We start from the raw sequence: 25,324 nt of genomic DNA, 5'->3' as shown, positions 1-25,324 counted from the left end.
CCGCCCCCATCGGGGGCTGGACCAAGGTCCTGGAACTTCTGGCGCTGATCGTCGACGAGGTCGGGCTCCTGGCCGCAGACAAGCGGCGTGAGGAGCCGACCCACGTCATCCGCCCGCTTCGCTCCAGCGAGGGCACCGCACGCCAGCGCAGCGGTTCCGCACCGCAGGCAGCGCAGCCCGCCCCGGAGCAGCAGGCGCCCCGCATGACCGGCCACCGGCAAATGCTCGCGGCCGCCATGCAGAGAGGAATGGTCCGAAGTGGCTGAGGGCCTGCAGGCCGGTCGCCTCGACGTGCCGGTCGTCGCTGACCTTGCAGGCTTCGCCGCGAAGCTCCGCACCGAGGTCGAGTCGGCCGCCGAGGGACTGGCCGCCAAGATCAAGGTTGAGATCGACTCCAAGGGCCTCAAGCGCCGCTTGAAGGAGGTCGTCAAGGAGGCGTCCAAGGGCGTCTCCGCCACCGTCCGCGTCAAGGTCGACGAGGAGCGGTTCCGCGCCGATCTAGACGGCATCCGTCGCCGTCTCGATGACGCAAACCTCAACCTCCCCGTGCGCCCCAGTGGTGACGGGGATGGAGAGCGAAGCGGCGGACTGCTCAGCGGACTGCGAAACCTGATCACCGGCGCCCAGGGCGAGGCCGACCGGAACCCGGTCAACGTGCCGGTCCAGATACGCATGCCCGGCCGCGGCCGGGGCCTGCGCATGCTCGGCGTCGGCGCGATCGTCTCCCTCCTGCAGCCCGCGGTCGCCCTCATCGGCCAGTACGGCGCCGGCCTGACCGCGCTCGTATCGGCGGCCGCGCCCGCGGTCGGTGTCCTTGGTGCGATACCCGGGCTGATCACCGCGGCGGGCACCGCAGCGATCGGCACGAAGATCGCGTTCAAAGGCTTCGGTGAAGCGCTCAAGCAGTCGAACGCGGCGCAGCAGATGCTCGCCACGGACGGCAAGGTCACCGAGGCCCAGCAGAAGAAGCTCAAGGAGGCACTGGACAAGCTCTCCCCTTCAGCCCGCGACGCGGTCAAGGCCGTTTCGTCGCTGCAAGGGGCGTGGAGCAAGGTCCGCATGTCCGTCAGCGACCGTTTCTTCTCCAAGGTCGCCGACGACATCAAGCCCCTGGCGAAGACCGTCTTCCCGCTCCTCGAAGACGCCCTCGGCGACTCCGCGTCGCAGATGGGCTCCCTGGGGGAGCGCGCCGCGAAGGCGATGCAAAGCGGCCCGTTCCGCAAGGACTTCAAGACCGTCGCGTCTTCGAACTCGCGGGTCATCGGCCACCTGACAGATGGCATCGCCAACATGGCCGGCGCCACCGGGGACTTCTTCGTGGCCAGCGGCCCGTTCGTCGAGCGGGTCGCGCGTGGCGGTGAACGGCTGACGCAGTGGGTCAGGGCCTCCGTGAAGGCCGGCCGGGAAACCGGCAGCCTCGCGAAGTTCCTGGACCACGCCGGAGACAAGGCCGCGCAGCTCGGACGGACCACCGGCAGCCTCATCCGAGGACTTGGCGGTGTCGGCCGCGCGGCCATGGACACCGGCAACGCGCTGCTCAACGGTCTCGAAGGGAGCATGCTCCGGTTCGAGCGCTGGGCCAACTCGGGCGTCGGCCAGGGCGCCATGCAGCAGTTCTTTTCGGACGCTGCGCCCGTGTTCCACGAGGTCAACGCCTTGTTCGGCGACCTCATGCGCGGGATGGGCCGGTCCATGAAGGACGGCGGCATTCTCGACCTGGTCCGCCAGATCCGAACCGAACTGATGCCGGCCTTGGGCACCTTCTTCAACGCCCTCGGTCAGACCGTCGGTCCGGCGATCATCTCAGTCATCTCGAACATCGCTACGGCGATCGGGAACCTCTCTGCGGCCGGGTCCGGGCTCGGCGTACTGCTCGTGGCGTTCAGCGGCCTGCTCGAGGTCTTCAACACGCTCATGAGCATCATCCCCGGTGCGAACACCGTCCTGGCTACCTTCCTCGGCACGATGCTCGCCCTCAAGGTGATCAGCGGCGTCGTCGGCATGCTGGGTCGCTTCGGTACCTCCGTCGCAGCCGCGGGAACGTCCGCACGCACGCTCGGCACCACCATGCGCGGAAGCCTGGGCCCCGGTGTCATGGGCCCTCAGATCACCACATGGCAGCGCATGGGCCTCGCCTACCAGGGCGCGGCAACACAGGGAAACCGCCTGTCCGGCGCCATGCGCGGAATCGGCGCAGCCAACCGCGTCGCCTCCCGAGCCATCGGCGGCATCACCTCTGCGCTCGGCGGGCCGCTCGGTATCGCGCTCATCGGCGTCACTATCGGGCTCGGCCTGCTTGCCTCACGGCAGGAAGAGGCCGCCCGCGCCACCCAGGCGCACCAGGAGCGGGTGAAGTCGCTGACGGACGCACTGGTCGCGTCCGGCGGGGCAATCGACGCCAACGTGAGGGCCCAGGCCGCCCAGCTCCTCCAAGACACGGAGCTCGCCGACGGCAAGGGCAAGCTGGTCGACAGTGTCCGCGAGGCAGGCGTCAGCCTCGGCGATCTGACGAACGCGTACCTCGGGCAGGGTACGTCCCTCGGTGATCTGCAGAAGAAGCTCCAGGAGACAGCCGACGCGCACAAGGTGTGGGTCCGAACCGCGACCGGCGCCGCACAAGCATGGGACGACGAGGGCCTCGCCGCGATCCGGGCCCGGGACGCCATCGGCACCGTGAAGGGCGAACTCGAGGACAGCCAGAAGAAGCACAAGGAACTCGCCAACGCCATCAACAACTCCGGCACCACCGGCACCGATGCGTACGGCCGGCTCCAGTCCGCCGTGACGACATTCAGCGACAAGACGAAGTCCGCGGACGAACGTGTCGATGCCCTCAAACGGGCTCTGGACGCACTGAACGGCAACACCCAGAGCTTCCATGACGCTGAGGCCCAGCTCAATGCTGTGATGCTGCAGATCGACGACACGATGAAGTCGAACATCGAGAAGGCCGACGGCTGGGGCAAGGCGTTGGTCGCCAACGACGGTCTGGTCAACACCACGACCAAGAACGGCCAGAACCTGAACGGTCAGCTCACGGAGCTGCGCGACGGCATGCTCGGAGTGGCGACCCGGGCGCAGGAAGCTGCGGAACAGGGCCTGATGCCCATGTCCACCGCGATGGACAAGAGCCAGGAGGCGATGGAGCGGGCCCGCGCGAAGGCCATCCAACTCGCCACGGACATGGGCATCCCGAAGGCTCAGGCCAAGGCACTCGCCGATCAGATGGGGTTCGTCCCGGACACCATCACCACCCTGGTCACCGCAACGGGCATCCCGGCGGCGACCGCCGAAATCCTCGCCCTGCGCGGCAAGCTGGAGAGCATTCCGCCGGGCAAGGGCATCCAGATCAAGGCACCCACCATCGAGGCCCGCACACAGCTCGAGGCCCTCGGCTTCACCGTGCAGCGAATCCCCGGCAGCAAGAACGTCTCAGTCACCGCCCCGACCGGCGGCGCGCGTGTGAACATCTCCGCCCTGGCCCAGGACATCGCCAACGCGCCGGACAAGAAGAAGGTCACCGTCCAGGCGATCATCAAGCAGGCCGCTGGCGACCTGAAGAACGTCCAGGAGAAGGTGGCGGGCCTGCCCAAGGGCAAGAGCATCGACGTCAAGGCGCCCACGAAGACCGCGCAACAGGCGTTGAAGGATCTCGGCTACAAGATCAAGACGGTCGACGGCTCCAACGGCAAGACGGTCCGGATCACCGCCCCGACGAAGACTCCGCTCGCGAACGTGCAGTCCATCCAGCGGGCGATCAACGGCCTTACCGGCAAGACCATCAACGTCACGGTGCAGTACAGCGAGTCGGGCAAGCCGTCTGTTGTCAGGACGCACGCGGACGGCGGGATCGTCCACTACGCCAACGGTGGCATCCGCGCGGCTACCAACCGAATCAAGGCGTTCGCGGCCGGCACTGAGCGGCACATCGCACAGATCGGAAGAACGGGCGAAATACGCATATGGAATGAACCAGAGACTCAGGGGGAGGCTTACCTCCCTTTGGCCCCCAGCAAGCGCAAGCGCAGCAAGGCCATCCTCGAGCGCGTTGCGGAGATGTTCGGCGGCCAGGTCGTGTACTTCGCGCAGGGCGCCCTTCGCCAGTACGCGAACGGCGCGGTGCGCTCCACCGCGGCGAGCGCGCCCCGTTCCCGGGCGACCGCTTCACCGGCCGCCGCGGCGCTCGTCGGCGGCGACCTCAACCTGACCATGACCGGCGCACCCATGACCCCGGGCGCGGCCCTGAGCGACGCTCTGTTCGAGCTGCGCCGTATCCGCCGAGGAGGCGCACATGCCACTCCGTGAGGGCGAATGGAACCTCTCCTACGGTGCCAACGGGGTTCACCCGGCGGCGAACTTCACCTTCGGCACGATCGAGTCCGGCTATTACCTGTTGGAGCCGTACGAGATCACCTATGCCGACGTCGACGCCGGGGACACCCCCATGCCGCGCGAGGACGGGGCCCGGTTCGGCGAGGACTACCGCGGCCAGGCCACGGTCACCTTCGAGGTGGGAGTGGACACCGTCGACGACGCCGCGAACATGCTCGGCCGCCACGCTGCCAACCTGGACGCGGTCTCGGTTATGGGGCAGGCCTGGGACGGCAAGGCGGTCCGCAAGCGGACGGCAACCCCGGCGGTGCTGCGCACCACCCAGGGCGGCCGGCCGCGCCGCTTCTACGGCCGCCCCCGCAAGTTCGCTCCCGCCGGGTCCAGGCTCACCCGCCAGGGGTACACGCCGGTCGTGGCCACGTTTGTGTGCGTCGATGACACCGCGTACGACGACACCGAGCAGACGCTCCGCGTTGACCTCAATCCGCCGCCGCATCGCGGGCTCGTTGGGCCGCTTGCGGAGCCGCTGTCGATGACAGGGCAGGGAGCGACCAAGGTGCCGGGCGAGGCAGTCATCGGGGGGAAGAGTCCCACCTGGCCCGTCATCAGGTTCTACGGGCCGATCAGCAATCCGACGTGCGAGGTTGTCGGCGGCTGGAAGCTGACGTTCAGTGGCCTGACGCTGGGCGCCGGACAGTACGTCACCGTCGACCCGCGGCCGTGGGCTCGGACCGTCCTGCGGAACAGCGGGGCGTCCGTCGCGGGCGACATCACCCGCGGCTCTCCTCGACTGCAGGACCTGCTCCTGCCCGTGGGACGGCACGACTTCGTCCTCCGCGGGACCGACGCCACCGGCACGGCGTACATGACGATCGCCTGGCGCGACGCCTACCCCTACCTGTGACCCGGGCGCCCCGGCAGGGCGCGACGTTAAGGCCCGCCGGGGGTGAGCCTCCGCTGTCCATCAACAGCAGCGGAGGTAAGACACATGGCGTGGGATTCAGTGCCCTGGTTCACCGAGGGCGGCGCCGAGCACAGCTCCGAGGTGGCCCGACTTCTGGCCTACGCGGCGTTCGCCGGCGCCGAGGGCATAATCGGTAACTCGGATCTGCAGGTGAAGGCCCTCAGTTCGCCAGGGTCCTCGGTGCAGGTCATGACCGGGGCGTGCGCCATCCTCAACCGCGCGTCCGGGGCGAGGTACCAGGCGTACGCCGCACGGCTTCCCAGCGCGGACACCGTGAACATCGCGGCGACCGGCGCGACCGCGCGCAGTGACCTGATCGTTGCGCGCATCGAGAACCCCTACAGCTACGGCGAGACGTGGAACCAGCCAGCCGACCCGACCGTCGGCCCGTACATCTTCACTCGGGTCATCTCCGGTGTTCCGAAGACTACGACCCGGGTCAAGCAGGTCCGCGCCGGTGACTCTGCGATCACCCTGGCCCGCATCGACATTCCGGCGAACACGTCCGCGATCAACCAGGGCATGATCAAGGACCTGCGGGAGATGGCGAACCCCCGCCGCCGGCGAGTCGTGCGCGCGCTGCGCGGGACGTGGACCACGCCTGACGAGGTCGGGAACACCAAGTTCCCGAGCTGGGAGGAGTTCCCCAACGGCGCCCGCTGGGACATCGAGGTTCCTGAGTGGGCCACCAAGGCGACGATCATGGCGACCTGGGCGGGGCTCGACCAGCGCAACGCGAAGGACTCGTACGGCCATCTGCGGGCAGTCCTGGGGTCTCTGGCGACTCCCATCACGAACTTCAACTGTGACTGGGTCGGCAGCGCTCAGCGGTTCACGTTCGTCGGTGGCGGCGATGTCACCATCCCGGCCTCCATGCGCGGCAACGTCTACGACCTGGTGCTTGAGGGCTGTGGCGCGTCGAGCGGATACACCGGGGTCCTGGAGGCAGACGGCGGTGCCACGGTCTTCGCGGACATCGAGTTCGTCGAGGACCCGACGGAGGACGCGGTCTGATGCAGGGGTGGCGGTTCATCGCTCAGCGCGCCCTCGGCGATGAAGTCCTCGACTGGGAGGTGCCGTTCGCCCTGTCCTCGAACCCCAAGCGGGACCTGTCCGGGCCGGGGGCGATGACGGGGACCATCACCCCCGAGTACGCGCGCATGATGGGCTCGGACGGCACCCCGATCCTGCAGGAGTGGGGCACCAAGATGTATCTGGAGATCGACGGCGACATCCGGTGGGGCGGCATCATCACGAAGACGTCGTTCGACGGGCCCCAGTTCACCGTCGCCTGCGAGGGGTTCAGCAGCTACCCGCACGGCATCCCGTACGAGAGCTACATCATCTCCGGGAAGAAGATCACGCCCAAGGACCCGTACGCCGGTAAGGACAAGAACCATGACGGCTGGGTCGACGGACAGAAGGGCAAGAAGAAGGTCCCTCCGCCGCCGAAGCCGTACGGCGGCCCCCGCATTGACGTCTTCGACGGCTTCCGGCACGTCTGGGCTCACGTCCAGGGCAAGCCGGGCGGCAACATCGGCATCAAGGTCGACGCCCACGACCTCGGGGAGCTCCTGGGCACCTCTAATGGTGAGGACCCGTGGGAACTGGCCTGGTGGGACAACCCCGACTGTGGGCAGGTCCTCGACACCCTGACCACACAGACCCCGTTCGACTGGCTCGAGACCCACGAGTGGGCGAACGCGACCAGCAACACCATCAACCACCGCATCCGGCTGGGGAAGCCACGCCTCGGCCGCAAGCGCCCCGACCTGCGATTCATGGACGGCGAGAACATCGCCGCCATCGCCAAGCCCGAGGGCATGGGCGACGACTACGCCAACGAGGCCATCGTCCTGGGCAAGGGCGAGGGCAAGAAGATGAAGAGGGCACAGGTCTACCGCCCACGGACCGGCGGCCGACTGCGCCGGGTCGTCACGGTCACCGACAAGACCCTCGCCTCCGACAAGTCGCTTCGCAGCCGCGGGGACAAGGAGCTTGCCGGCCGCACCGCGAACCTGCAGATCCCCGCCATCCAGATATGGGACCACCCGAACGCCCGCTTCGGATCGTGGTCCCTGGGCGACGACATCCGCGTCCAGGTGCACGTCCCGTGGGTCGGCGACATCGACGTGTGGCACCGCATCATCGGCGACGAGATCAGCGCGGACGGCCGCTGCACCCTCGCCTTGAGGCGTTCGGACTCCTTCCATTACTAACGACCTCGGGGGAAATAGTGATCGCCCAGGTCGGGCCGTGACATGAGAAGGACCGCACGGGTTGGGTGAGTTGTGAAGCTGACCTGGGCCCGTGCGGTCTGTTCCCATCCTGCCCTGTCTGGTGTCTCCCGCGCACATTTCGGCGAGTTGTTCGCCGAACTTGCCGGACCGTGGGAAGCGGCCCGTCAGTCCGTGCTGCGTGCGGCACGAGGTGGCCCGCGCCGACGGGCGGAAGGGGCGGGGCGCAAGCCGAAGCTGGTCTTTTTCGACCGGCTGCTGGTCGCCCTGGTCCATCTGCGCCACCAGTTGCCGCACGCGGTCCTCGCCGAGCTCTTCGCCGTGGACCGCTCCACCGTCTCCGAGGCCATCCGTCAGGCCCGTCCGCTCCTTGCGGCCCGCGGCTTCGCCGTACCCGACCGGGCGGGACTGCGACTGAAGACCCTGGAGGACGTCTTTGCCTATGCCGAGGCCGAGGGCGTAGAGCTGCGGATGGACGGGGCCGAGACCCAGGTCCGCCGCCCTCAGGCGGGCCGTCCGGGGCGCCGGGCGTTCGTCTCCGGCAAGCGCAGGCAGAACACCATCAAGACCACCACGTTCAGCGACGGCCAGGGCCGCATGCTGCTGTCCGGCGTGGTCCGGCCGGGCCGCATGCACGATCAGACCGCCCTACGCACCGAGGGCATCGCTGAGCAGTTCCGGACTCGTCCCACGGTCAAGGCCCGGGTCGACTCCGGGTACCAGGGGCTGGCCAAGGAGTTCCCCGACCAGGTCAGCGCACCGCCGAAGAAACCCGCGGACGAGGCGTGCGACGGCGACAAGAACGCCTGGCAGGAGGCCAGGCGCCGCCAGTCCTCGGCCCGGATCTGCGTCGAGCACACCAACGCCGAGCTCCGCCAGTGGGCGCCCCTGCGCAGGTTCACCGGACGGCGCGACACCTACGCCGAGACCCACCTTGCGATCGCCGGTCTCGTCTCCGACCGATCCGCCCAGCGCACCACCCGCCGACAGACGAGCACCGAACTGGTCCTCGTCCGCGACACAGCCTGCTGATCACCCACCAGCCGAACCGCCAGGCCAGCACGCCCGGATCTCAATTTCCCCCGAGGCCGTAAGCACGCGACGTTAGCCATGGCCGCCGTTCACCATCCGCGGCCATGGCGAACTTCCTCGACGATCAGACCGATGCGAAGCGCCTGGCGCAGTTGCTTGACGACTACGACCGGCGCCTCAAAGCGCTGGAGCGCACCACCCAGGCCAGCTACACGAGCATCGAGGGCGGCTCCCTCGACATCTACGACGACGAGGGCGTTCTCAAGGGCAGCGTCGGCGTACAGCCCGACGGCGGCGTCGCCCTGGTCCCGGTCAACACCACCCCGCCCCCAACACCCACCGCCCCGACCGTCGAGGCCGTCCTCGCCGGCCTCCTCGTCGGCTGGGACGGGCAATGGGATGACGCCTACACCACCCCCACGGACTTCTCCCTCGTCCAGGTCCACGTCAGCACGACCGCGGAGTTCACGCCGGACCTGACCACGCACGTAGCCACGATCACGGCCCAGCTCGGCGGCACGGTGACGATCGCCATCGAGGGCTACGACACCGTGTGGGTGCGCCTGGTCGGCCAGAACACCGGCTCCCTCACCGGGTCCCCTTCCGTGGCCGTACAGGGCCAGCCCCGGCAGGCCGTGGAGCAGGACCTCATCGACGGCATGGTCACGGAGAAGAAGCTCGCCGAGAGCGCCGTGACCGCCGCGAAAATCGCGCTGGGAGCTGTCGGCACCACCGCGCTCGCCGACGGGGCAGTCCTCGAGGACAAGCTGGCCAAGGCCGCGGTCACGCTCGGAAAGATCGCCAACGGGGCCGTCACCATCAACGCCCTCGGCGGCGCCCTCAGCGACAGTGCGGCTCAGCGCTACGTCGACACGATGAACGACCCGGCGGCCTGGACGGTCACTGACAAGGGCACCGGGGCCACCTGGGAGTTCCTTACCGGTGTCGCCGATGCCCCGACCAGCCAGCGGGTGGGCCAGTCCACGGGCTACAACCGGCTGCAGGGCACCACGACCATCCCGTACGAGCCGGGGGTGCTGTACCGGCTGAGCGCCCGGGTGCGCCTCAAGGCCGGAACCAGCGACACGTTCTATGTCGGCATCGCCGGCATCGGCGCGGACGGCACGACCCTCGTCAACCGCATGGGTGTCGCCGGAAGCCCGAACTCGCACTACTACGTCGCCGCCTCCGGACGGGCCATCACGCAGGCAGACGGCTGGGTCACGGTCGTCGGGTTCGTGAAGGACCGGGCCGCGACCGGCTCGGCCGGCCCCAACAACGACCCGCGGTCCCCGGGCCTGATGCACAACGACGTCCGGTTCATCGCGCCGTACGTGTGGCTCAACTACACGGGGCTGGGCGCAACGTCGACGAACGTCACGCAAGTCGACTGCGTGACGCTCGAGGCGCTCAAGACGGGCATCGTCGACTCCGTCAACATCACGGCCGGGGCCGTGAACACCGCGGCGCTTGCCGCGGACGCCGTGACCGCGGGGAAGGTCGCCGCGGACGCGATCAGCGCCCGGGAGCTGCAGGCCAATTCCGTCACCGCGCTGGAACTGGCGGCCGGGTCCGTCACCGCGAATGCCGTAGCGGCCGGAGCCATCACGACGGACAAGCTCACCGTCACGGGCGGATCGAACATCCTGCCCGACCCCAGTTTCGAGGGCGCGGTCACCGCCTCACTGATCCTCGGCCTCTCCTACGCCACGCAGGACAAGACCAAGGGCAACGGCTCGGCCGCATCCTTGAAGATCGACGGCCGGTCGGCCACGGCCTTGTACCGGGACGTTCCGCTGACGTTGATTCCAGCGTTGCCGGGGGATCAGTTCTACCTCGCCACGGACTACTTCGTATCCGCGGACTGGGTGGGCACCTCCCTCAACATTCACGCGCGCTGGGAAGACGCCGCAGGGGCAATCGTCGGGTACGGCGTCGTCGGCACGACCGGCACGCCGGTACGGGAAGCGTGGGCGCGGATATCCGGCACTGTTACGGCGCCGGCCGGAACGGTCCGCGCTGCCATCCGTGTGCAGACCGCACTGACGACTGCGGGTGACGCCTGGTACGACAACGCGGCGGTCCGTCCGGTGGTCCCGGGGGTTCAGATCGCAGACGGCGGCATCACCGCGCCGAAGATCCTTGCTGGGGCGGTCACCACCGACAAGCTCCTCGCCCTGGCCGTGACCGCCGAAAAGATCGCGTCCTTGGCGATCACCACGGACAAGCTCAACGCGCTCGCCGTGACGGCCGACAAACTCGCGGTGAACTCCGTGACCGCTACCAAGATCGCGGCCGGAGTCATCGACGCCACTCACGTCAAGGCCGGGTCGCTCACTGCGGACCGGCTCGCGATTGGCGCGGACGGTGGCAACCTGATCGCCGACCCCTCCTTCGAGGGCGCCGTGAGTGTCCAACGCGTCTCCGGGAGGGCGGCGTGGACGCTCGTCGCCGGCGGCAACGGCACCGCGCAGGCACTGCGCCAGGATGCCACCAACACCGATGAGCTTCCGCTCGTCGGCCCGATCCCCGCCACGCCTGGTCAAAAGATGTACCTCGCCATCGACTACAACGCCTCCAGCGACTACGTGGGCGAACAGGTCCTCATCTATGCCGAGTGGCAGGACGCTTCTGGCACCGCCATCGACTGGGCCAACGTCACCACCGGCGCGGGTCCTGTCGTCCGGGGCGCATGGGCGCGAATCGCCGGGATCGGATCAGTCGTCGCTCCGTCCGGTACCGCGCGGGTAGTCGTCCGCCTCAAGTCGTTCCACTCCACGGCGGGCAGCGTGCTGTGGGACAACGCCGTCGCGCGCTTCGTGACCGCATCCGGCCACGCCGGAGCGCGAGCCGAGCTGTCGCCGCTCGGGTTGCAGTTGTACGACGAGGAGGGGGAAGAGGCCGTCGCGCTTCTGACCGGTCGCCCCAACTACCTGACCCTCAGCGCGGACGGCGTGCCGGTCGCCACGATCGACCAGGAGGGCAAGGCGGGGTTCCAGTCCCTGGCCATCGCGGAGGGCTTGACCGTGGGCGGTGACGACATCGCCTCGATTCTCGATCAGCGACCGCGCGGCATCGTCGCGTACGGCGTGCCCGCAACCACGGTGACATCGACCGGCACGGAGATCGGGTTGTTCGAGCTGCCCGCCACAATCGTGGCGGGGCGGATGTACCGCATCAAGTTCCACGCCACGGCCGACTTCGACACGGCCAGCGACGGCGAGGCCCGCGTGTATCTCCGTGACGGTGGTGCCTCCACACCATCGATCAACTCGACACTGCGCCAGCACGTCGTCCTGACCCCGTCACACACCGGCCGGTACTGGACGGCGGAGTTGGAGCACATCGTTCCGGCGAGCGCGCTGGGCGCAGGCCTGCACCGGTTCCTGATCTCCTTCGAGAACACCGGCGGCACCACGGGGCAGACCTTCGAACTCGGCTTGCCGACGACGGGGCGCAGTTGCTACTTCATCGTCGAGGACATCGGCCCGGAGATCCCGAAGACAGGCGGCAACAACACCGGCGGCGGCACGGCAGCACCGCCTGTTGTCCAGTACACCAAAACGTACTCCGCGACCTGGTCCGGGTCGTACGCGAGCCGCGGCTCGTACAACTCGTACTTCGGCAACTCCTGCTACCAGGGCTACTACAGCTCCACCAACGGGATGCAGGCGAGCCTGATCGGTTTCGCCTCCTCTTTGGGCACGGACCTGTCCGGCGCCACCATCCAGAAAGCGGAGGTCTACCTCTACTTCGATCACTGGTACAACAACAGCGGCGGGAAGGCCGTGATCAAGGCGCACAAGCACACCTCCCGTCCGTCGACCTTCTCCTGCGACGCCGAGTCCAAGACTGTGACCTGGGCGAAGAACGAGGGCAAGTGGGTCGACATCACCTCCGTCTTCGACAGCACGACGTGGCGGGGCATTGCCCTGGACCCAAACACCTCCGGCCTGACGTACTACGGCCGCGCGCGCGGCTACGGCCAGACCAATCCCCCGAAGCTGCGCGTCATCTACACCAAGTGAGGAGGGGCCCCGCCTTGCCTGACCTGCCCCTGTCCCTGAACGCCATCTGCGGTCTCGCCTGCGAGCCGACGTTACTTCCCCGCATTCGCATGGCCATCGCGATGGTTGCGCAGGAAGTATTTGCCGAGCCCCCGGAGACGGCGGGGTACCCCATGCGCTGGAACCTGTCGAAGACCGTGCTCAGCCCCACCGAGTCGCAGGCCGCGCAAATGATGGTCGGCATCGTCGCCTCGCCGCCCATGCTCGCCGCGGCCGCCGCTGCTGCCGCGGGCGGAGCTACGGACTCGGCGGCCATGGCCGCAGCCATCACGGATGACCAGATCCTCGACGCGATCCGAAGGGGCTGGAACGCCGTCGCCGGCGTCGGCCCCACGTACGCGCAGACGAGGCAAGCCGAGCAGCAGGAGACGTAAGCGCCCGTCGGGGTGCAGCGTTCTGGGCCGCGGGGAGCCGCGGGCCTTCGGGCCCCGGCTCCCGCGCACCCCCATCCGACTGACGATCTAGGAGGCGCCATGGAATGGCTTATCTCCCTGGCGCCTGTCCTCGGCCCCCTCTTCGGTATGACGGGCGTGCTGGGCGGGGCCTGGATGGTTCACCGCCGGGAGAACCGTAAGAACAAGAAGGACGCCCATACGGCGGAGGCGAACACCTACGTCGCTTCCGTCCAGACGGTCACGGACGGCTTTACGCAGCTCCTCGAACAGCAGCGGGCAACGAACGCCCAGACCCTTGAGCGGGTCGCCACTCTGGAGACCAAGCAGACCGCACTTGAGCGGAAGGTCGAGGTCCTGGAGGAGGAGCAGCGACAGTGGCGGCGCTGGAAGGCGGCCGCGGTTGAGTACATCCACCAGCTTCGCGACCTGGTCGCCAAGCTCTACGAGCGGCCCGTACCGGCCCCGCCCAGAGAGATCGCGGAAGACCTCGGCGACAGCCCCACCTCCTGAGCCCGCGACACAAAGCCGGGGCGCCCTCCAGAGTCCGCCCGTCACACAACCTCGTGAAGGGCAGGACCTCATGTCGCAGACGCTCGAATCCCTCTCCAACGGCGCCCAGGTGGGCGCCGTGCTGCCGCTCCTCACCGCGGTGGTCCAGAAGCCCGCCTGGTCGGCGAAGTACAAGAAGGTCGTGGCGGTCGTGGCCGCGCTCGTCGCCGGCGTCTTCGCCGTGGCAGCAGACGGCGGATGGGACCAGTTCCAGCACGGACAGCTCACGGCCGCGACCCTCCTCGGCGTCCTGGCGGCCTCGCAGACGAGCTACGACCTCGTCTGGAAGCCGAGCAAGCTCGCCCCGATGATCGAGGCCCTGACCACCAGGAAGACGGCTCAGCAGGCCGAATAGCGCCCAGGGCACCTGCCCGGCCCTTCGCCGGCGGGTACCATCAACTCTCGAGGTGGCCGTACCGCTGCCGCGACAACAGCGTTGAGATAGCCGTCAGGCGTCATTGGATTCTCGGACACCGCGGTGACCCTTCTCCAGGGACGCGCCTGACACCAGGCATCGAGACCACCGGGTGCGTGCAGAGCACTCGGGGCCGGGGAGCACTGCTCAGCGATGAGCCGGCACACGCTGTCGCAAAGCTCGGTACGGCCACCTCTTGCTGCCCCGGCAGCGCCGAGAGCAGCGGGCCCAACCCGAGGAGGAACAGACCGCATGGCCGAAGCACAGGAGATCGAGGCGGAGATCAAACGCCTGTCAGGCATGTCTCCCGATGGCCTGATGAACGCGGTCGTCCAGTACGTCACCGGCGGGTCCAAGACCGGCGCCCCACGCGACGTCCAAGGCGCGGCACTGCTCTCCCCTCAGATGGCTCCGCGGACCCTCGATGCGCTGGAGCTGGCGCTCAAGCGGGTGCGCAGCTTCATGCCCCGCCAGGAGGGCGAGAGCAAGAACCAGCAGGCGGCCCGCATCGCTCCGTTCCGGGCAGCTCTCCAGGCGGCCACGCGTCCGTATGAGGACGTCGTCGACGACCTCGCGCACGAGGAGGCCAAACAGCTCGCCGCGCTCGACGACGAGACGTTCGCCCGTCGGTGGACAGCGTTCGTCCGCGACCAGCCGGTCACAGGACCGGTGCCGCGGCGGGTGCAGGCTCTCGCCTTCCGCTCACCGAGAGTAGCGAGCAGGGCTGAGGCGATCTGCCGTCTGATGATGGAGGAACCGGCCCGGTTCCTGCCGTCGGCCGCGGCTGGCGAAAGCCGCAAGGCGCGCGATACCCGGGTCAAGGAGTTCCGCGACCGGGTCCTGACGGAAGCGCGCTTCCTGCGGTACGGCATCCAGTTCGCCGAGGCGCGCCACGGCCGGATGCCGAGCGAGCCGAACGTTCGACTGCGCGCGCTCCGTCTCCTCGGCCAGCAGCACCCCGAGGAGCTGTCGAGTCTCCTGCGCCAGGTCCGCGAGGAGCTGATGGAAGGGAAGAAGCAGGCGCGCCGAGACGCACGAGCGGTCCGCCGTGCCGCCGGGCAGAGCGCGCTCTAAGGGCGCGACACCGGCCGGGTCGTGGAAAGAGGGCGCGCCTGGGGCGCGCCCTTCGTCGTCCCCGTGCGCGCGCGATCGGCCCGGCCAGGCGCGCCACTGGCGCGCGCTCGAGGGGAACCGGCGCGCGCGCTCGATCAGTACCCCGCCGAGCGGCGCGGCCGGACCGCGCGGTCGACGGCGCGCTCGAGGACCCGCGCCCTGCTCGCCGCACGCCTCCTGCGCTGGCCCGTTCACCCCACGCCAGGCAGGCGCGCGCCACGCAGCCCACGGGGCGCGCCTCGATGAATTCGCAGGTCACAGGGCGCGCGCCATCGACTCGGAGGGGCGCGCCGTCCTGAGCGCGCCATACCGCGCGGCTACGCAGGCGTGGGCGCGCCGGTCGAGATCAAGCGCGCCGCGCCAGGCGAATCGGTGGGCGCGCTGCGCGCCGATCGGGGGCGCGCCCTTCCCCGGCGCGCGCCATCGCGCGGGTTCGCAGGCGCGCCAAGATCAGCGCGCGGCGCGCCCCACGGAGGCGCGCCAGGGTCCCGGTGGCGCGCCTCGGATTGCGCGGGCGCGCGGCGCGGGCGCGCCCCGGGAGGCGATCATGGGCGCGCCGACCACCGATCGGAGGCGCGCCTGCAGGCGGTGGCAGGGCGCGCCGCGTCCCGTGAGGTGAGGTGAGGTGACGCAAGGAGGGAGACGCGCGAGAGCGGTGGGCGCGCCCCAGAGGCCCCGGGCGGCCGTCACCTCACGTCACCTCACTGCCCTGCGGGCGCGCTGTCGAAGTAGGGGGCGAACTTCTTCGCGAGACCAAGATCCGGCATCGGCGCGCGCCGGTAGACGTCGGCAAGGACGGGCTGGTCGTTCTCCTCCAGGAGCGCGATCACCTCGGCGCGCTGCCCCTGCACGAAGTCCCGGAGCTGAGCCAAACCCGGCTCTCCGTTCGCGTAGATCGGCTGGAGTAGGTCACGCCGAGTAGTGAACTTCAAGCGGGCCTGTACCTCGGCTTCGTCGAGCAGAGCCTGGCGCGCGATCTCCGTCGGGTCGTTCGGCTTCTTCCTCGGGGCGCGTCTGGCCGCGGGCCGGGCCGGGATGTCCTGCGGCTCCTCGGCCGCGCTGGTGTCCTCGGGTGTCTCAGCGGACGGCGGCTCCTCGGCCTGCGGGTCCGGCGGCGGAGGGGTGCGCCTTCGGCCGGAGGCTCCTGCTCGGGCGTGGGCGGGACCGGCGCCGAGGACTCCGGCGGCGTCTCGCGGTGCTCGCGCGCCTGGTCCTGCTCGACCGCGGCCGGCGGAGTGCTGGTCGTCTCTCCCTGCCCGTCGTCGGTGCCGGTCGTCTCTCCCCGCTGCTGGTCCCCCGCGCCCTGCTGGCACTTCTCGGCCTGTGCCTTGATGTACGCGAGGGAGCGGGCGATCAGGGCGTCCGCGCTCATCTTCCCGAGCCGGGACTCGGTGGGGATCTGCTGAAGGGTGCGGATGCCCCACTCCTCGCGGATGCCCTGCAGGGCCATCTCGGGGTTGGTCGGGTCTTCCAGCGCCTTCTTGATGAGCGCGGCCGCCTTCGGGCCGGTCAGCTCGTTGTCCGCGGGGCGCTGCTGAGCACGCTGGGGCTGGGTGGGCTGCTGCTCGTCGAGGTAGGCCTCCGGGCGCGACTCGGTGACCTGGCGGTGTGTGGCCGCTTCCTCGAACCCCATACGGCGCAAAAGGGCGTCGATGCTGAAGTCCTCGAACCGGACGGTATCGCCGGGCTTCACGTCCCAGTGCAAGGTGCGCACTCCCGTCAGGTACGCATCACCGATGCCGCGCATCTCCACGATCGCGTCGACGGCGGCCGGAAGATTCTTCTCCGCCTTGATCTTCCGGGTCGTATTGCGGGTGGGCTTGTCGTTCTCGAAGGCCGTGACAACCTCCTGACGGGCGATCATCACCACGGGCCCGGCGTGGCGGCGGAGCATCCAAAGGATCTCGCCCCACCTGTCCTTGGCCCGGTTCCACAAGTCAGGGTCGACGACGACCGGATCGTCCAGGCTGGGTGCGCGGCGACGGCTCTCCTGTGCCTTGTTCACAGCTCGTCGCCGGGCGAACAGGGCCTGCTCGTCGCTGATCATGTCCCACAGGTTGGAGCCATTGTCGATGACGATCATGTTCGGCTTGCCTGCGACGCGTTGCGGCTGGTGCACGGCCCATCGGATGGCGTCGAGGATGTCCTGGTAACTGCCGTCATGCGGAACGATCTCGTAGTTGGCGCCAGGGACTCGACCGTAGTAGTCGGCTGTTCCCTCAGACCCGCCGATCTCAATCCAGAACGCGATGCCGATCAGGTCGGAGCCGGTACCACGGGCGGCCTCGTGGCTCTTGCCGCATTTCTCCGGACCGCACAGCACGATCATGGGCGGGTTGGGGAGACCGGTCGGCCGGCGGGACTTGCGTTCACGCAAGGGCGTGGTGATACCAGGCATCGGTGATCCTTCGTTCGGGACGCGCGGGTTGCTCTGCCCGCGCAGAATGAGACAGCGGAACCGTTAAGCTCTCACAGTCTCATTGCTGCACTATTCTACCCGTACGAAGGCCTGACTCAATGCCTGTTCAGCAGATCAGCGACAGGTTTTTCGAGGTCAGGGTCGTGATCCTCGCGATGCCGGGCGTACCAGGCGTCTAGGTCCTCTGCGCCTTCGCCCTCGGCGTCGGCCTCGCCCTCGTGCGCGCTCCACTCGGCGACGGCGTCCGCGTATTCCCCCTCGACCGTCTTCGGGTCGCGACGGTTCAGCGCCTTGCTGATCTCCTGCCAGTCGGCGCCAGCCAGGGCTTCGCCGAGTACGACTCGGTCCACGTACTCGTTGACCATCTGTCGCAGTTCGCGTGCGCGCTGGATGCGCTCGGTGGAACTGACTGGCTCGGCTGTCGCGCCGACCGCCTGACGGGCCAGGTCGGAAAGGTCGCGGGCGGCACGGGCGGCGGCGATCCGGGCCAGGATCTCCGGTCTCATGAAGGGTCCGATCATGCAGGCGGCGGGCACCCCCGTGGAGGGTGCCCGCCGCGTTGGTGCGGGTGGGTGCAGCATGCCTTACGGCAGTGCTGCGGTCATCACGTCCTCGACCGTGAAGTTGTCGGGCAGGGTCTGGTTCAGGAGGTTGGCCGCGTACGTGGAGAGCAGGCGGCGGCGGACCTTGCGGCCGTTCTGCGCGGTCTGGCCCATCGCCCGGCCGATGGCGGAGCCGGTCAGGTCTCCGCTGTTGAAGCGGTCTATGTCGCGGGCCTGGATCGCATCCTTGATCATGTCGTACACCTGCGCCTCGGTGAGCGGGGTCGACGTCGCCGCCGGAGTCGGGGCGGGCGGCTGAGCAGAGGGTGCGGGCGCGGGGGATAGGGCTGAGGGCGGGGCCGCTGTGGGTGTGGGAACGGTGGCGGTCACCCGGCGGGGCGTCGCCTGCGCAGCCGGGACGGGCGCGAGCGGCTTGGCGCCCCCTGCCGCGGGAGCAGGCAGAGCAGCGAAGGGCTCGGTGGTCTCGATGCCGGCCGCGGCGAGCCCGTCCGGCGCGGTCTCGGCGAGGGGGATGCCATTGCGCGCCAGGCGCAGCGGCAGCAGTGCCTCGACCGGCGCCTTCCGGCGCCACTTCCGGCCGAACCGTCCGCGGAGCTTGGCCTGGTAGACCAGGCGCTCCTGCTCCAGTTTGAGGACGGTGTCATACGACTCCTGCTCCCACAGATTCATGCGGCGCCACAGCACGAACGTGGGCCCCGGGGAGAGGAGCCAGCGCTTCCAGCGGACCTTGTCGAGGCGGCGGCGACGGCCGGTCGCGGCGCCGATGCGGACGGCGTAGACGTGTGCGGCGATCTCGGAAACGCCTACCCACAGCAGGGAGATCGCGCCGTGTGCGACCTTCGCCCACAGGGAGTTGCCCGCGGCGACGTTCAGGGCGCAGGTGATCAGGCTCAGCGCCCAGGGCACGAACCGCACCCACGCCAGAGCCATGTCCATACGGATCAGGTAGAGGTTGGCCGCGGTGAACACGGGAATCGCCGAGTCGATGGACACGGGCAGAACCCATGGGTCATCGAATCCCCAGGACACCGCTTTGAGTGAGACCGCGTCGAAGGACGCGTAGAAGCCCAGGGCGCCGACGCCGACGGCGAGCAGCGAGGTGAGGACGGCGCCGAAGCACTCCCAGCGGGTGAGCGGCGGCACTCCGGACTCGGTGAGCGGCCTCGGCTGCTTCGCCCTGCCCTTACGGGCACGCAAAAACGGCAGATTCGACAAGACACCATCCCTTCGTTCGGGTCGCCCCGGCCGACGTATGCTCATAGCCGTCCGGGTCGATCAAACGATATAGCGTCTTTCCTTCGCACGCTCTGACGTAATTCACACCGCGTCAGTTTCGTCCCGTAAGGGGGCATTTCTCGGCGCGGTCACCAGTCGAGAGGCTTCGCCGGCTTCCGTCGGTCCGGTCCGTGGATCTTCACGAGGTGGGCGGAGGCTTCGAGCCGGGACAGCAGCCGCTCGCCGAGGATGTCCACCACACCCAAGCCGGGGTGTTCCTCCGACCGGCGGCTGCGCAGGTTTGTGGAGAACGCCGTGGCGCGGCCGGCCGCGAGCCGGGAGTCGATCAGGTCGATGGTCTCCTTGCGAGCGAACTCCGTGGCGGTCATGTCCATCTCGCCGCACAGCTCGTCGAGAATCAGCAGATCGCAGGTGACGAACCGCTCCCGCACCTGGTGCGCGGTCAGGTTGTGCGGAGCGGAGTCGGGACGGCGCCATGTCAGGTAGGTGGCGTGCTTCACGAACCGCACGACCAGGCCCTGCTCCGCGGCCTCGTTGCCGAGCGCGCACACTGCGGCCGTCTTTCCGCTGCCGATGTTCCCCGGCACGATCAGGTTCAGGACCTCCGGCCGCGCCTCGCGCTTCTTCGCCTCAACCAGTGAACTCATCCAGTTCCGCAAGGTGTTCGGCTTCTGGCTCGGGTCCAAGTGCTCGAAGCGGAAGTGCAGGTACTCGTCGTGCGCCGCGTCCGTCATGCTGTTCCTCCACAAGTTCCGCCGTGCGCGGGCCTGCGGAACGCTCACGTCTTCCCACAGTCCGTCTTCCGGCTCCGGCTGCGCAGGCACGCCGAGCTTGGACATGTCCGCCCCGCCGCGCTCCAGAACAGCCATCAGGTGCTCGCTGAGCGCGCCGAAGGAGTTCATCCCGCGGGCCGGTGCGGGGACCGCCGGGGCGTCCGTGGTGAGAGACATCAGGGTCACGCTCCTTACGGTCGTTCGACGATGCCGAACGTGGCGTCGTCATGGTCGTCATCAGCGGGTGTGCTGGGCGGCGGGGCGTTGGTGGCTCCCGGGATGATCGACGTGCTGTCGCCCGGACCGCCCCACGTCGCGGCGTCGTTGTACGGGACGCGGCCGCCAGCGTTCCGGGGCTGGATGTGGTTGGTGACGATGCCGAGGGCGTCCTGCCACTGCTGTGCGCTGGGCCAGTGCTTCGCGGCGCGGATAAGGGCCTTGCCGCACTGATTCTTGGTGTAGCCCTTCTCCAGGGCGTTGCGGACCTGCTTGCGCATGCCGAGGTATCCGCGCTTGTCCCCGACGTACGGGCCGTACCGCTTCTCCGCGTCCGCCCACCACCACTTGGCGACCTCCTCGGCGTCCGCGTCGAGGAGGGCTTTCTCCGCTGCCTTCTGGGCGGCCGCTTCCTTCGGCTCCTCGGCTGAAGCCTTGGGCGTCGCCTTCTTCGCCGGAGCCTTCTTGGCGGCCGCGGGCTTGGCAGCCTGGGAGGGCTTCGGTGCCGGGGAGGCCGGCGTCTCCGGCTCCTCGGCGGGCGTCTCCTCCTCGAGCTCGTCGTCGAGGTCGGGCTCGGCGCCCGCGGCCTCGGTGGTGAACCCATCGGTGCCGAACGAGCCGTCGGGGTAGTGCACTTGGAAAGAGCCGTCCTCCTGCTCGACCACCGGGACGGTCAGGTTCTCACTGAAGGTGACGTAGTCCTTGGCCCACTGCTCGACGCGGAACTCGGAGATGGCGGTACCCATGGCGTTCTGGCCGTTGCGGAACCGGCGGCGCTCCAGGCGGTAATGGCCGCGGCGCGCCAACTCGTGCAGCGCTTTGCGGACGGCGTCCCGTCCTTCCCGGCCCTCTCCCTTGGAGAGCTGTTCGGACTTCACCTGCCAGTCCTCGCTCTGATCCAGGAGGTACGTCAGGATTCCCAGGGCGCGATAGCTCATGGCGGTGTCGCGAACCGTCTGGGAGTCGACGTGGACGTAGGGGCGTCGGTTGATCCGGACGCCGTTACGACTGGTCAAGCGGCTCACGGAGTGGCCTCGGTGGCGTTGTCGTCGACGAGGCGGGCGTACGTGCGCCACGTCGGTCTGCCGGTGCTGCCCCTCTCGTAGCGCCGGTCGTGCTCAATGAGGCCGGCCGCGCGCAGTTCGCTGATAGGCAGGCGGATCTGGTGGGAAGTCATCTCGAGCTGTTCAGCGACGGAGGAGAGCGGGACCCATCCTCGTTCCATGTCTACCGCGAGCACGTAGAGGATGCGGAACGCGCGGTCGGATATGCCGCTGGCAAGTGCCGGTTTCATCACGTCAGTGGGCGTGGCCATCGTTGTTCCTCAGGAGGGAAGCGGGGCCCGGCCGCCGGGGGCTGGGCCCGGGGCGGTCAGTGCTGGGCGTCCTCGGCGGTGGGCCGTGGTCCGGCCATCAGCTCTGGCTTCTCCTTGAGGAGGTCGTTCAAGGCCCCCTCCTGGTAGAGGCGCATCAGCCGCTTCTTGCCGACCTCGCCCTGCTCCCACGTCCACGTCAGGTTCCCCGTGGGGTCCCCGCCCTTCTCGTACTTGAGGCCCCGCACCACTTCGCCGTTGCGGGTGTCGATGATCTGTCCCGTGTCCTCGTCGTACTTGGCGTACGTGAGCAGGGACGCTTCCCATGTGGGGTTCCGGCGGATGATGACCTCTATGCCGCCGTGGCTGTCGGCGTACTCGTTGAGTGCCGCTTCGTTGTCTTCGTCGACGACGACCTTCGGCTGCGCCAGGTTGACCTTGTACCGGCCGATCACGTCGTCACCGACTCGGATGATGAGGTCCGACTGTCCGCCCTCGACGTACCCCTTGATCAACGGGACCTTCGGCGCGTCCACCACCGGCTTGACGACCTTCTTCTGATGGTCGTTCAACAGGCGGGCAAGGGCGCCGATCAGACCGACGTCCGAAAGACGAGGCTCGGCTGACTGGTCGGCCTGCGGGTCCTCCACGGCGTCGTTCACCATTGCGGTGTTCCTTCCTTCCCCGGACGCCAAGGCCCAGGGTTTTGGGACTGTCCCGGGCGGGGTGTTCCGGGGCGTCGTATGGAGGTACGACAACCGCCGATTTTTGTTACACCTAGGCCCAGGTAGCTGGGTCGCTCTCCCAGCCGCTTTGGATAGTACAGCAATGAGACTCGCGTGTGTAGACGCGACGTTAGTAGGGCTTTGTTAGGTACCCCGATTGATCATCGTCAGGTAGATTGTGATGTTCTGTCAGGTGTGACACCTGAGGAGATGGAGACGGTCCGCCCGCGCCTGGAGGCGTTCGCGGCGGAGATGCTCGGTTCGCTGGCGCGTCGGGACCAGCGGGCCAAGGGCGAGCTGTATCTGCGCGGGCTGATGCTGGACGGCAAGCGCAAGTCCATGCAGCCGATGGCCGAGCGCCTGGGCGTGGACCACCAGCAGCTGCAGCAGTTCGTCTCATCGTCCACCTGGGACTACTCCAAGGTCCGTGAGCGGCTGGCCCGTTGGGCTGCCGCGCACATTTCTCCCGAGGCGTACGCGATCGATGATGTCGGCTTCCCCAAGGACGGCTACGACTCACCGGGGGTGGCGCGGATGTACTGCGGCGCCCTGGGTAAGCGCGGCAACTGCCAGGTCGGCGTCAGTGTGAACCTGGTCAGTGACCGTGCGTCATCGGCTGTCGACTGGCGCCTGTTCCTGCCCGAGAGCTGGGACGACACCAAGTACGGCGAGGACGCGCTGATGGCCGAGGCGATCCGGCGCCGCCGCGCCAAGGCGGGAATCCCGGACACCGAGCGGCACCGGGAGAAGTGGCGCCTGGCGCTGGACATGCTCGACGAGGTGCGCGACAACTGGGAGTTGCCCGACCTTCCGGTCGCCGCCGACGCCGGATACGGCGACGCCACCGGCTTTCGCGAGGGCCTGACCGAGCGCGGCCTGACCTACGCGGTCGCGGTCAAAGCCACCACGACCGCGCACCCCGGCAATGCCACACCCCAACGCCCGCCGTACTCCGGGCAGGGCCGCCCTCCCGTGTCCGCCTACCCCCAACCGCACACCACCCTGCGCGCCCTGGCCCTGGCCGTCGGCCGAGCGGCCACCCGCACCGTCACCTGGCGCCAGGGCAGCAAGGCCACCAGACGCAACCCGAACGCCGAGATGCGCTCGCAGTTCCTGGCCCTGCGGGTCCGACCGGCCAACCGCACCATCCGCCGCGCCGCCGACGGCTCCCTGCCCGACTGCTGGCTGCTCGTCGAGTGGCCACCCGACTCCGCCGAGCCAACCGACTACTGGCTCTCGACGCTTCCCGCCGACACCCCACTGCGCGAACTGGTACGAATCGCCAAGATCCGATGGCGAGTTGAGCACGACTACCGCGAGCTCAAGGACGGTCTGGGCCTGGACCACTTCGAGGGCCGCAACTACCTCGGCTGGCACCGCCACGTCACCCTCGCGTCCCTCGCCCAGGCCTTCTGCACCATGCTCAGGCTCGACCCAAAAGCCCCTGCGCCGGCCTGACCCTCTACGCGGTCCTCCGCGAACTCCAGGCCCTCCTGGCCACCTGGACCGGCGCCTGCTCGATATGCGGCCAACCCGCACCAGCACCCGAACCCCACCACAGGACCTAACAAAGCCCTACTAGTAGGGCTTTGTTAGGTACCCCGATTGATCATCGTCAGGTAGATTGTGATGTTCTGTCAGGTGTGACACCTGAGGAGATGGAGACGGTCCGCCCGCGCCTGGAGGCGTTCGCGGCGGAGATGCTCGGTTCGCTGGCGCGTCGGGACCAGCGGGCCAAGGGCGAGCTGTATCTGCGCGGGCTGATGCTGGACGGCAAGCGCAAGTCCATGCAGCCGATGGCCGAGCGCCTGGGCGTGGACCACCAGCAGCTGCAGCAGTTCGTCTCATCGTCCACCTGGGACTACTCCAAGGTCCGTGAGCGGCTGGCCCGTTGGGCTGCCGCGCACATTTCTCCCGAGGCGTACGCGATCGATGATGTCGGCTTCCCCAAGGACGGCTACGACTCACCGGGGGTGGCGCGGATGTACTGCGGCGCCCTGGGTAAGCGCGGCAACTGCCAGGTCGGCGTCAGTGTGAACCTGGTCAGTGACCGTGCGTCATCGGCTGTCGACTGGCGCCTGTTCCTGCCCGAGAGCTGGGACGACACCAAGTACGGCGAGGACGCGCTGATGGCCGAGGCGATCCGGCGCCGCCGCGCCAAGGCGGGAATCCCGGACACCGAGCGGCACCGGGAGAAGTGGCGCCTGGCGCTGGACATGCTCGACGAGGTGCGCGACAACTGGGAGTTGCCCGACCTTCCGGTCGCCGCCGACGCCGGATACGGCGACGCCACCGGCTTTCGCGAGGGCCTGACCGAGCGCGGCCTGACCTACGCGGTCGCGGTCAAAGCCACCACGACCGCGCACCCCGGCAATGCCACACCCCAACGCCCGCCGTACTCCGGGCAGGGCCGCCCTCCCGTGTCCGCCTACCCCCAACCGCACACCACCCTGCGCGCCCTGGCCCTGGCCGTCGGCCGAGCGGCCACCCGCACCGTCACCTGGCGCCAGGGCAGCAAGGCCACCAGACGCAACCCGAACGCCGAGATGCGCTCGCAGTTCCTGGCCCTGCGGGTCCGACCGGCCAACCGCACCATCCGCCGCGCCGCCGACGGCTCCCTGCCCGACTGCTGGCTGCTCGTCGAGTGGCCACCCGACTCCGCCGAGCCAACCGACTACTGGCTCTCGACGCTTCCCGCCGACACCCCACTGCGCGAACTGGTACGAATCGCCAAGATCCGATGGCGAGTTGAGCACGACTACCGCGAGCTCAAGGACGGTCTGGGCCTGGACCACTTCGAGGGCCGCAACTACCTCGGCTGGCACCGCCACGTCACCCTCGCGTCCCTCGCCCAGGCCTTCTGCACCATGCTCAGGCTCGACCCAAAAGCCCCTGCGCCGGCCTGACCCTCTACGCGGTCCTCCGCGAACTCCAGGCCCTCCTGGCCACCTGGACCGGCGCCTGCTCGATATGCGG

At 68.7% G+C, this 25,324-nt stretch carries 20 protein-coding genes; 12 read left to right on the top strand and 8 right to left on the bottom strand.

Annotated features, from left to right (window positions below; translation table 11 throughout):
- Positions 1-258 precede the first annotated feature (258 nt).
- The 10 genes from ACKTSN_RS39625 to ACKTSN_RS39580 all read left to right on the top strand — a co-directional run bounded on the left by ACKTSN_RS39625 (position 259) and on the right by ACKTSN_RS39580 (position 15,065).
- Positions 259-4,305: a hypothetical protein gene (locus ACKTSN_RS39625; RefSeq protein WP_409473475.1), complete on the top strand. Its 4,047-nt coding sequence runs from the start codon at positions 259-261 to the stop codon at positions 4,303-4,305.
- Positions 4,292-5,236, top strand: a complete 945-nt coding sequence (locus ACKTSN_RS39620; RefSeq protein WP_409473474.1) for a hypothetical protein — start codon at positions 4,292-4,294, stop codon at positions 5,234-5,236. The genes ACKTSN_RS39625 and ACKTSN_RS39620 overlap by 14 nt, the downstream gene beginning before the upstream one ends.
- 84 nt (positions 5,237-5,320) lie before the next feature.
- Positions 5,321-6,310: a hypothetical protein gene (locus ACKTSN_RS39615; protein WP_409473473.1), complete on the top strand. Its 990-nt coding sequence runs from the start codon at positions 5,321-5,323 to the stop codon at positions 6,308-6,310.
- On the top strand, positions 6,310-7,515 hold the full coding sequence (locus ACKTSN_RS39610; RefSeq protein WP_409473472.1) for a hypothetical protein: 1,206 nt from the start codon (positions 6,310-6,312) through the stop codon (positions 7,513-7,515). The genes ACKTSN_RS39615 and ACKTSN_RS39610 overlap by 1 nt, the downstream gene beginning before the upstream one ends.
- Before the next feature lie 147 nt (positions 7,516-7,662).
- The gene (locus ACKTSN_RS39605) at positions 7,663-8,565 is read left to right on the top strand and encodes a transposase family protein (RefSeq protein WP_409472455.1); all 903 of its coding nucleotides are present in this window, start codon (positions 7,663-7,665) and stop codon (positions 8,563-8,565) included.
- Positions 8,566-8,669: 104 nt separating this feature from the next.
- Positions 8,670-12,593: a hypothetical protein gene (locus tag ACKTSN_RS39600; protein WP_409473471.1), complete on the top strand. Its 3,924-nt coding sequence runs from the start codon at positions 8,670-8,672 to the stop codon at positions 12,591-12,593.
- A 14-nt stretch (positions 12,594-12,607) separates the two neighbouring features.
- Positions 12,608-13,006, top strand: a complete 399-nt coding sequence (locus ACKTSN_RS39595) for a hypothetical protein (RefSeq protein WP_409473470.1) — start codon at positions 12,608-12,610, stop codon at positions 13,004-13,006.
- Between the two features lie 99 nt (positions 13,007-13,105).
- Positions 13,106-13,537: a hypothetical protein gene (locus ACKTSN_RS39590; protein WP_319646738.1), complete on the top strand. Its 432-nt coding sequence runs from the start codon at positions 13,106-13,108 to the stop codon at positions 13,535-13,537.
- Positions 13,538-13,607: 70 nt separating this feature from the next.
- Positions 13,608-13,931, top strand: coding sequence for a hypothetical protein (locus tag ACKTSN_RS39585; protein WP_280843930.1), 324 nt, complete (start codon positions 13,608-13,610; stop codon positions 13,929-13,931).
- Between the two features lie 312 nt (positions 13,932-14,243).
- Complete coding sequence (locus tag ACKTSN_RS39580; protein ID WP_409473469.1) at positions 14,244-15,065, top strand: hypothetical protein; 822 nt, start codon at positions 14,244-14,246, stop codon at positions 15,063-15,065.
- A 740-nt stretch (positions 15,066-15,805) separates the two neighbouring features.
- On the opposite strand, the gene ACKTSN_RS39575 is transcribed toward ACKTSN_RS39580, so the two are convergent.
- The 8 genes from ACKTSN_RS39575 to ACKTSN_RS39540 form a co-directional block, all read right to left on the bottom strand.
- The gene (locus ACKTSN_RS39575; protein WP_409473468.1) at positions 15,806-15,976 is read right to left on the bottom strand and encodes a hypothetical protein; all 171 of its coding nucleotides are present in this window, start codon (positions 15,974-15,976) and stop codon (positions 15,806-15,808) included.
- Between the two features lie 56 nt (positions 15,977-16,032).
- On the bottom strand, positions 16,033-17,502 hold the full coding sequence (locus tag ACKTSN_RS39570; RefSeq protein WP_409473467.1) for a hypothetical protein: 1,470 nt from the start codon (positions 17,500-17,502) through the stop codon (positions 16,033-16,035).
- 116 nt (positions 17,503-17,618) lie between these two features.
- On the bottom strand, positions 17,619-18,029 hold the full coding sequence (locus ACKTSN_RS39565) for a hypothetical protein (protein WP_359585646.1): 411 nt from the start codon (positions 18,027-18,029) through the stop codon (positions 17,619-17,621).
- Positions 18,030-18,107: 78 nt separating this feature from the next.
- Positions 18,108-19,301: a DUF2637 domain-containing protein gene (locus ACKTSN_RS39560; RefSeq protein WP_409473466.1), complete on the bottom strand. Its 1,194-nt coding sequence runs from the start codon at positions 19,299-19,301 to the stop codon at positions 18,108-18,110.
- 149 nt (positions 19,302-19,450) lie between these two features.
- Positions 19,451-20,272, bottom strand: coding sequence for an ATP-binding protein (locus ACKTSN_RS39555; RefSeq protein WP_319646744.1), 822 nt, complete (start codon positions 20,270-20,272; stop codon positions 19,451-19,453).
- A gap of 14 nt (positions 20,273-20,286) precedes the next feature.
- Positions 20,287-21,327, bottom strand: coding sequence for a hypothetical protein (locus tag ACKTSN_RS39550; protein WP_409473465.1), 1,041 nt, complete (start codon positions 21,325-21,327; stop codon positions 20,287-20,289).
- Between the two features lie 5 nt (positions 21,328-21,332).
- Positions 21,333-21,626, bottom strand: coding sequence for a hypothetical protein (locus ACKTSN_RS39545; RefSeq protein ID WP_280843937.1), 294 nt, complete (start codon positions 21,624-21,626; stop codon positions 21,333-21,335).
- Positions 21,627-21,682: 56 nt separating this feature from the next.
- Positions 21,683-22,288 carry a hypothetical protein gene (locus tag ACKTSN_RS39540; RefSeq protein ID WP_409473464.1) on the bottom strand — a complete coding sequence of 202 codons (606 nt, stop codon included), beginning with the start codon at positions 22,286-22,288 and terminating at the stop codon, positions 21,683-21,685.
- 255 nt (positions 22,289-22,543) lie between these two features.
- Between ACKTSN_RS39540 and ACKTSN_RS39535 the strand changes: the two genes are divergently transcribed.
- The gene (locus ACKTSN_RS39535; protein WP_409467247.1) at positions 22,544-23,806 is read left to right on the top strand and encodes an IS701 family transposase; all 1,263 of its coding nucleotides are present in this window, start codon (positions 22,544-22,546) and stop codon (positions 23,804-23,806) included.
- A 185-nt stretch (positions 23,807-23,991) separates the two neighbouring features.
- Positions 23,992-25,254: an IS701 family transposase gene (locus ACKTSN_RS39530; RefSeq protein WP_409467247.1), complete on the top strand. Its 1,263-nt coding sequence runs from the start codon at positions 23,992-23,994 to the stop codon at positions 25,252-25,254.
- The last annotated feature ends 70 nt before the right edge of the window (positions 25,255-25,324 follow it).

The organism is Streptomyces flavusporus, from assembly GCF_046267975.1.
GTDB classification, from domain to species: Bacteria; Actinomycetota; Actinomycetes; order Streptomycetales; family Streptomycetaceae; genus Streptomyces; species Streptomyces flavusporus.
Note: the sequence above shows the minus strand (reverse complement) of the source record. Positions and strands in the feature narration are given on the sequence as shown.

Bases quoted from the DNA above. Each gene is read 5' to 3' on its own strand.
- ACKTSN_RS39610 (WP_409473472.1), top strand. From the start codon at position 6,310: ATGCAGGGGTGGCGGTTCATCGCTCAGCGCGCCCTCGGCGATGAAGTC.
- ACKTSN_RS39585 (WP_280843930.1), top strand. From the start codon at position 13,608: ATGTCGCAGACGCTCGAATCCCTCTCCAACGGCGCCCAGGTGGGCGCC.
- ACKTSN_RS39580 (WP_409473469.1), top strand. From the start codon at position 14,244: ATGGCCGAAGCACAGGAGATCGAGGCGGAGATCAAACGCCTGTCAGGC.
- ACKTSN_RS39545 (WP_280843937.1), bottom strand. From the start codon at position 21,626: ATGGCCACGCCCACTGACGTGATGAAACCGGCACTTGCCAGCGGCATA.
- ACKTSN_RS39540 (WP_409473464.1), bottom strand. From the start codon at position 22,288: ATGGTGAACGACGCCGTGGAGGACCCGCAGGCCGACCAGTCAGCCGAG.
- ACKTSN_RS39555 (WP_319646744.1), bottom strand. From the start codon at position 20,272: ATGTCTCTCACCACGGACGCCCCGGCGGTCCCCGCACCGGCCCGCGGG.
- ACKTSN_RS39570 (WP_409473467.1), bottom strand. From the start codon at position 17,502: ATGCCTGGTATCACCACGCCCTTGCGTGAACGCAAGTCCCGCCGGCCG.
- ACKTSN_RS39590 (WP_319646738.1), top strand. From the start codon at position 13,106: ATGGAATGGCTTATCTCCCTGGCGCCTGTCCTCGGCCCCCTCTTCGGT.
- ACKTSN_RS39620 (WP_409473474.1), top strand. From the start codon at position 4,292: ATGCCACTCCGTGAGGGCGAATGGAACCTCTCCTACGGTGCCAACGGG.
- ACKTSN_RS39600 (WP_409473471.1), top strand. From the start codon at position 8,670: ATGGCGAACTTCCTCGACGATCAGACCGATGCGAAGCGCCTGGCGCAG.
- ACKTSN_RS39615 (WP_409473473.1), top strand. From the start codon at position 5,321: ATGGCGTGGGATTCAGTGCCCTGGTTCACCGAGGGCGGCGCCGAGCAC.
- ACKTSN_RS39565 (WP_359585646.1), bottom strand. From the start codon at position 18,029: ATGAGACCGGAGATCCTGGCCCGGATCGCCGCCGCCCGTGCCGCCCGC.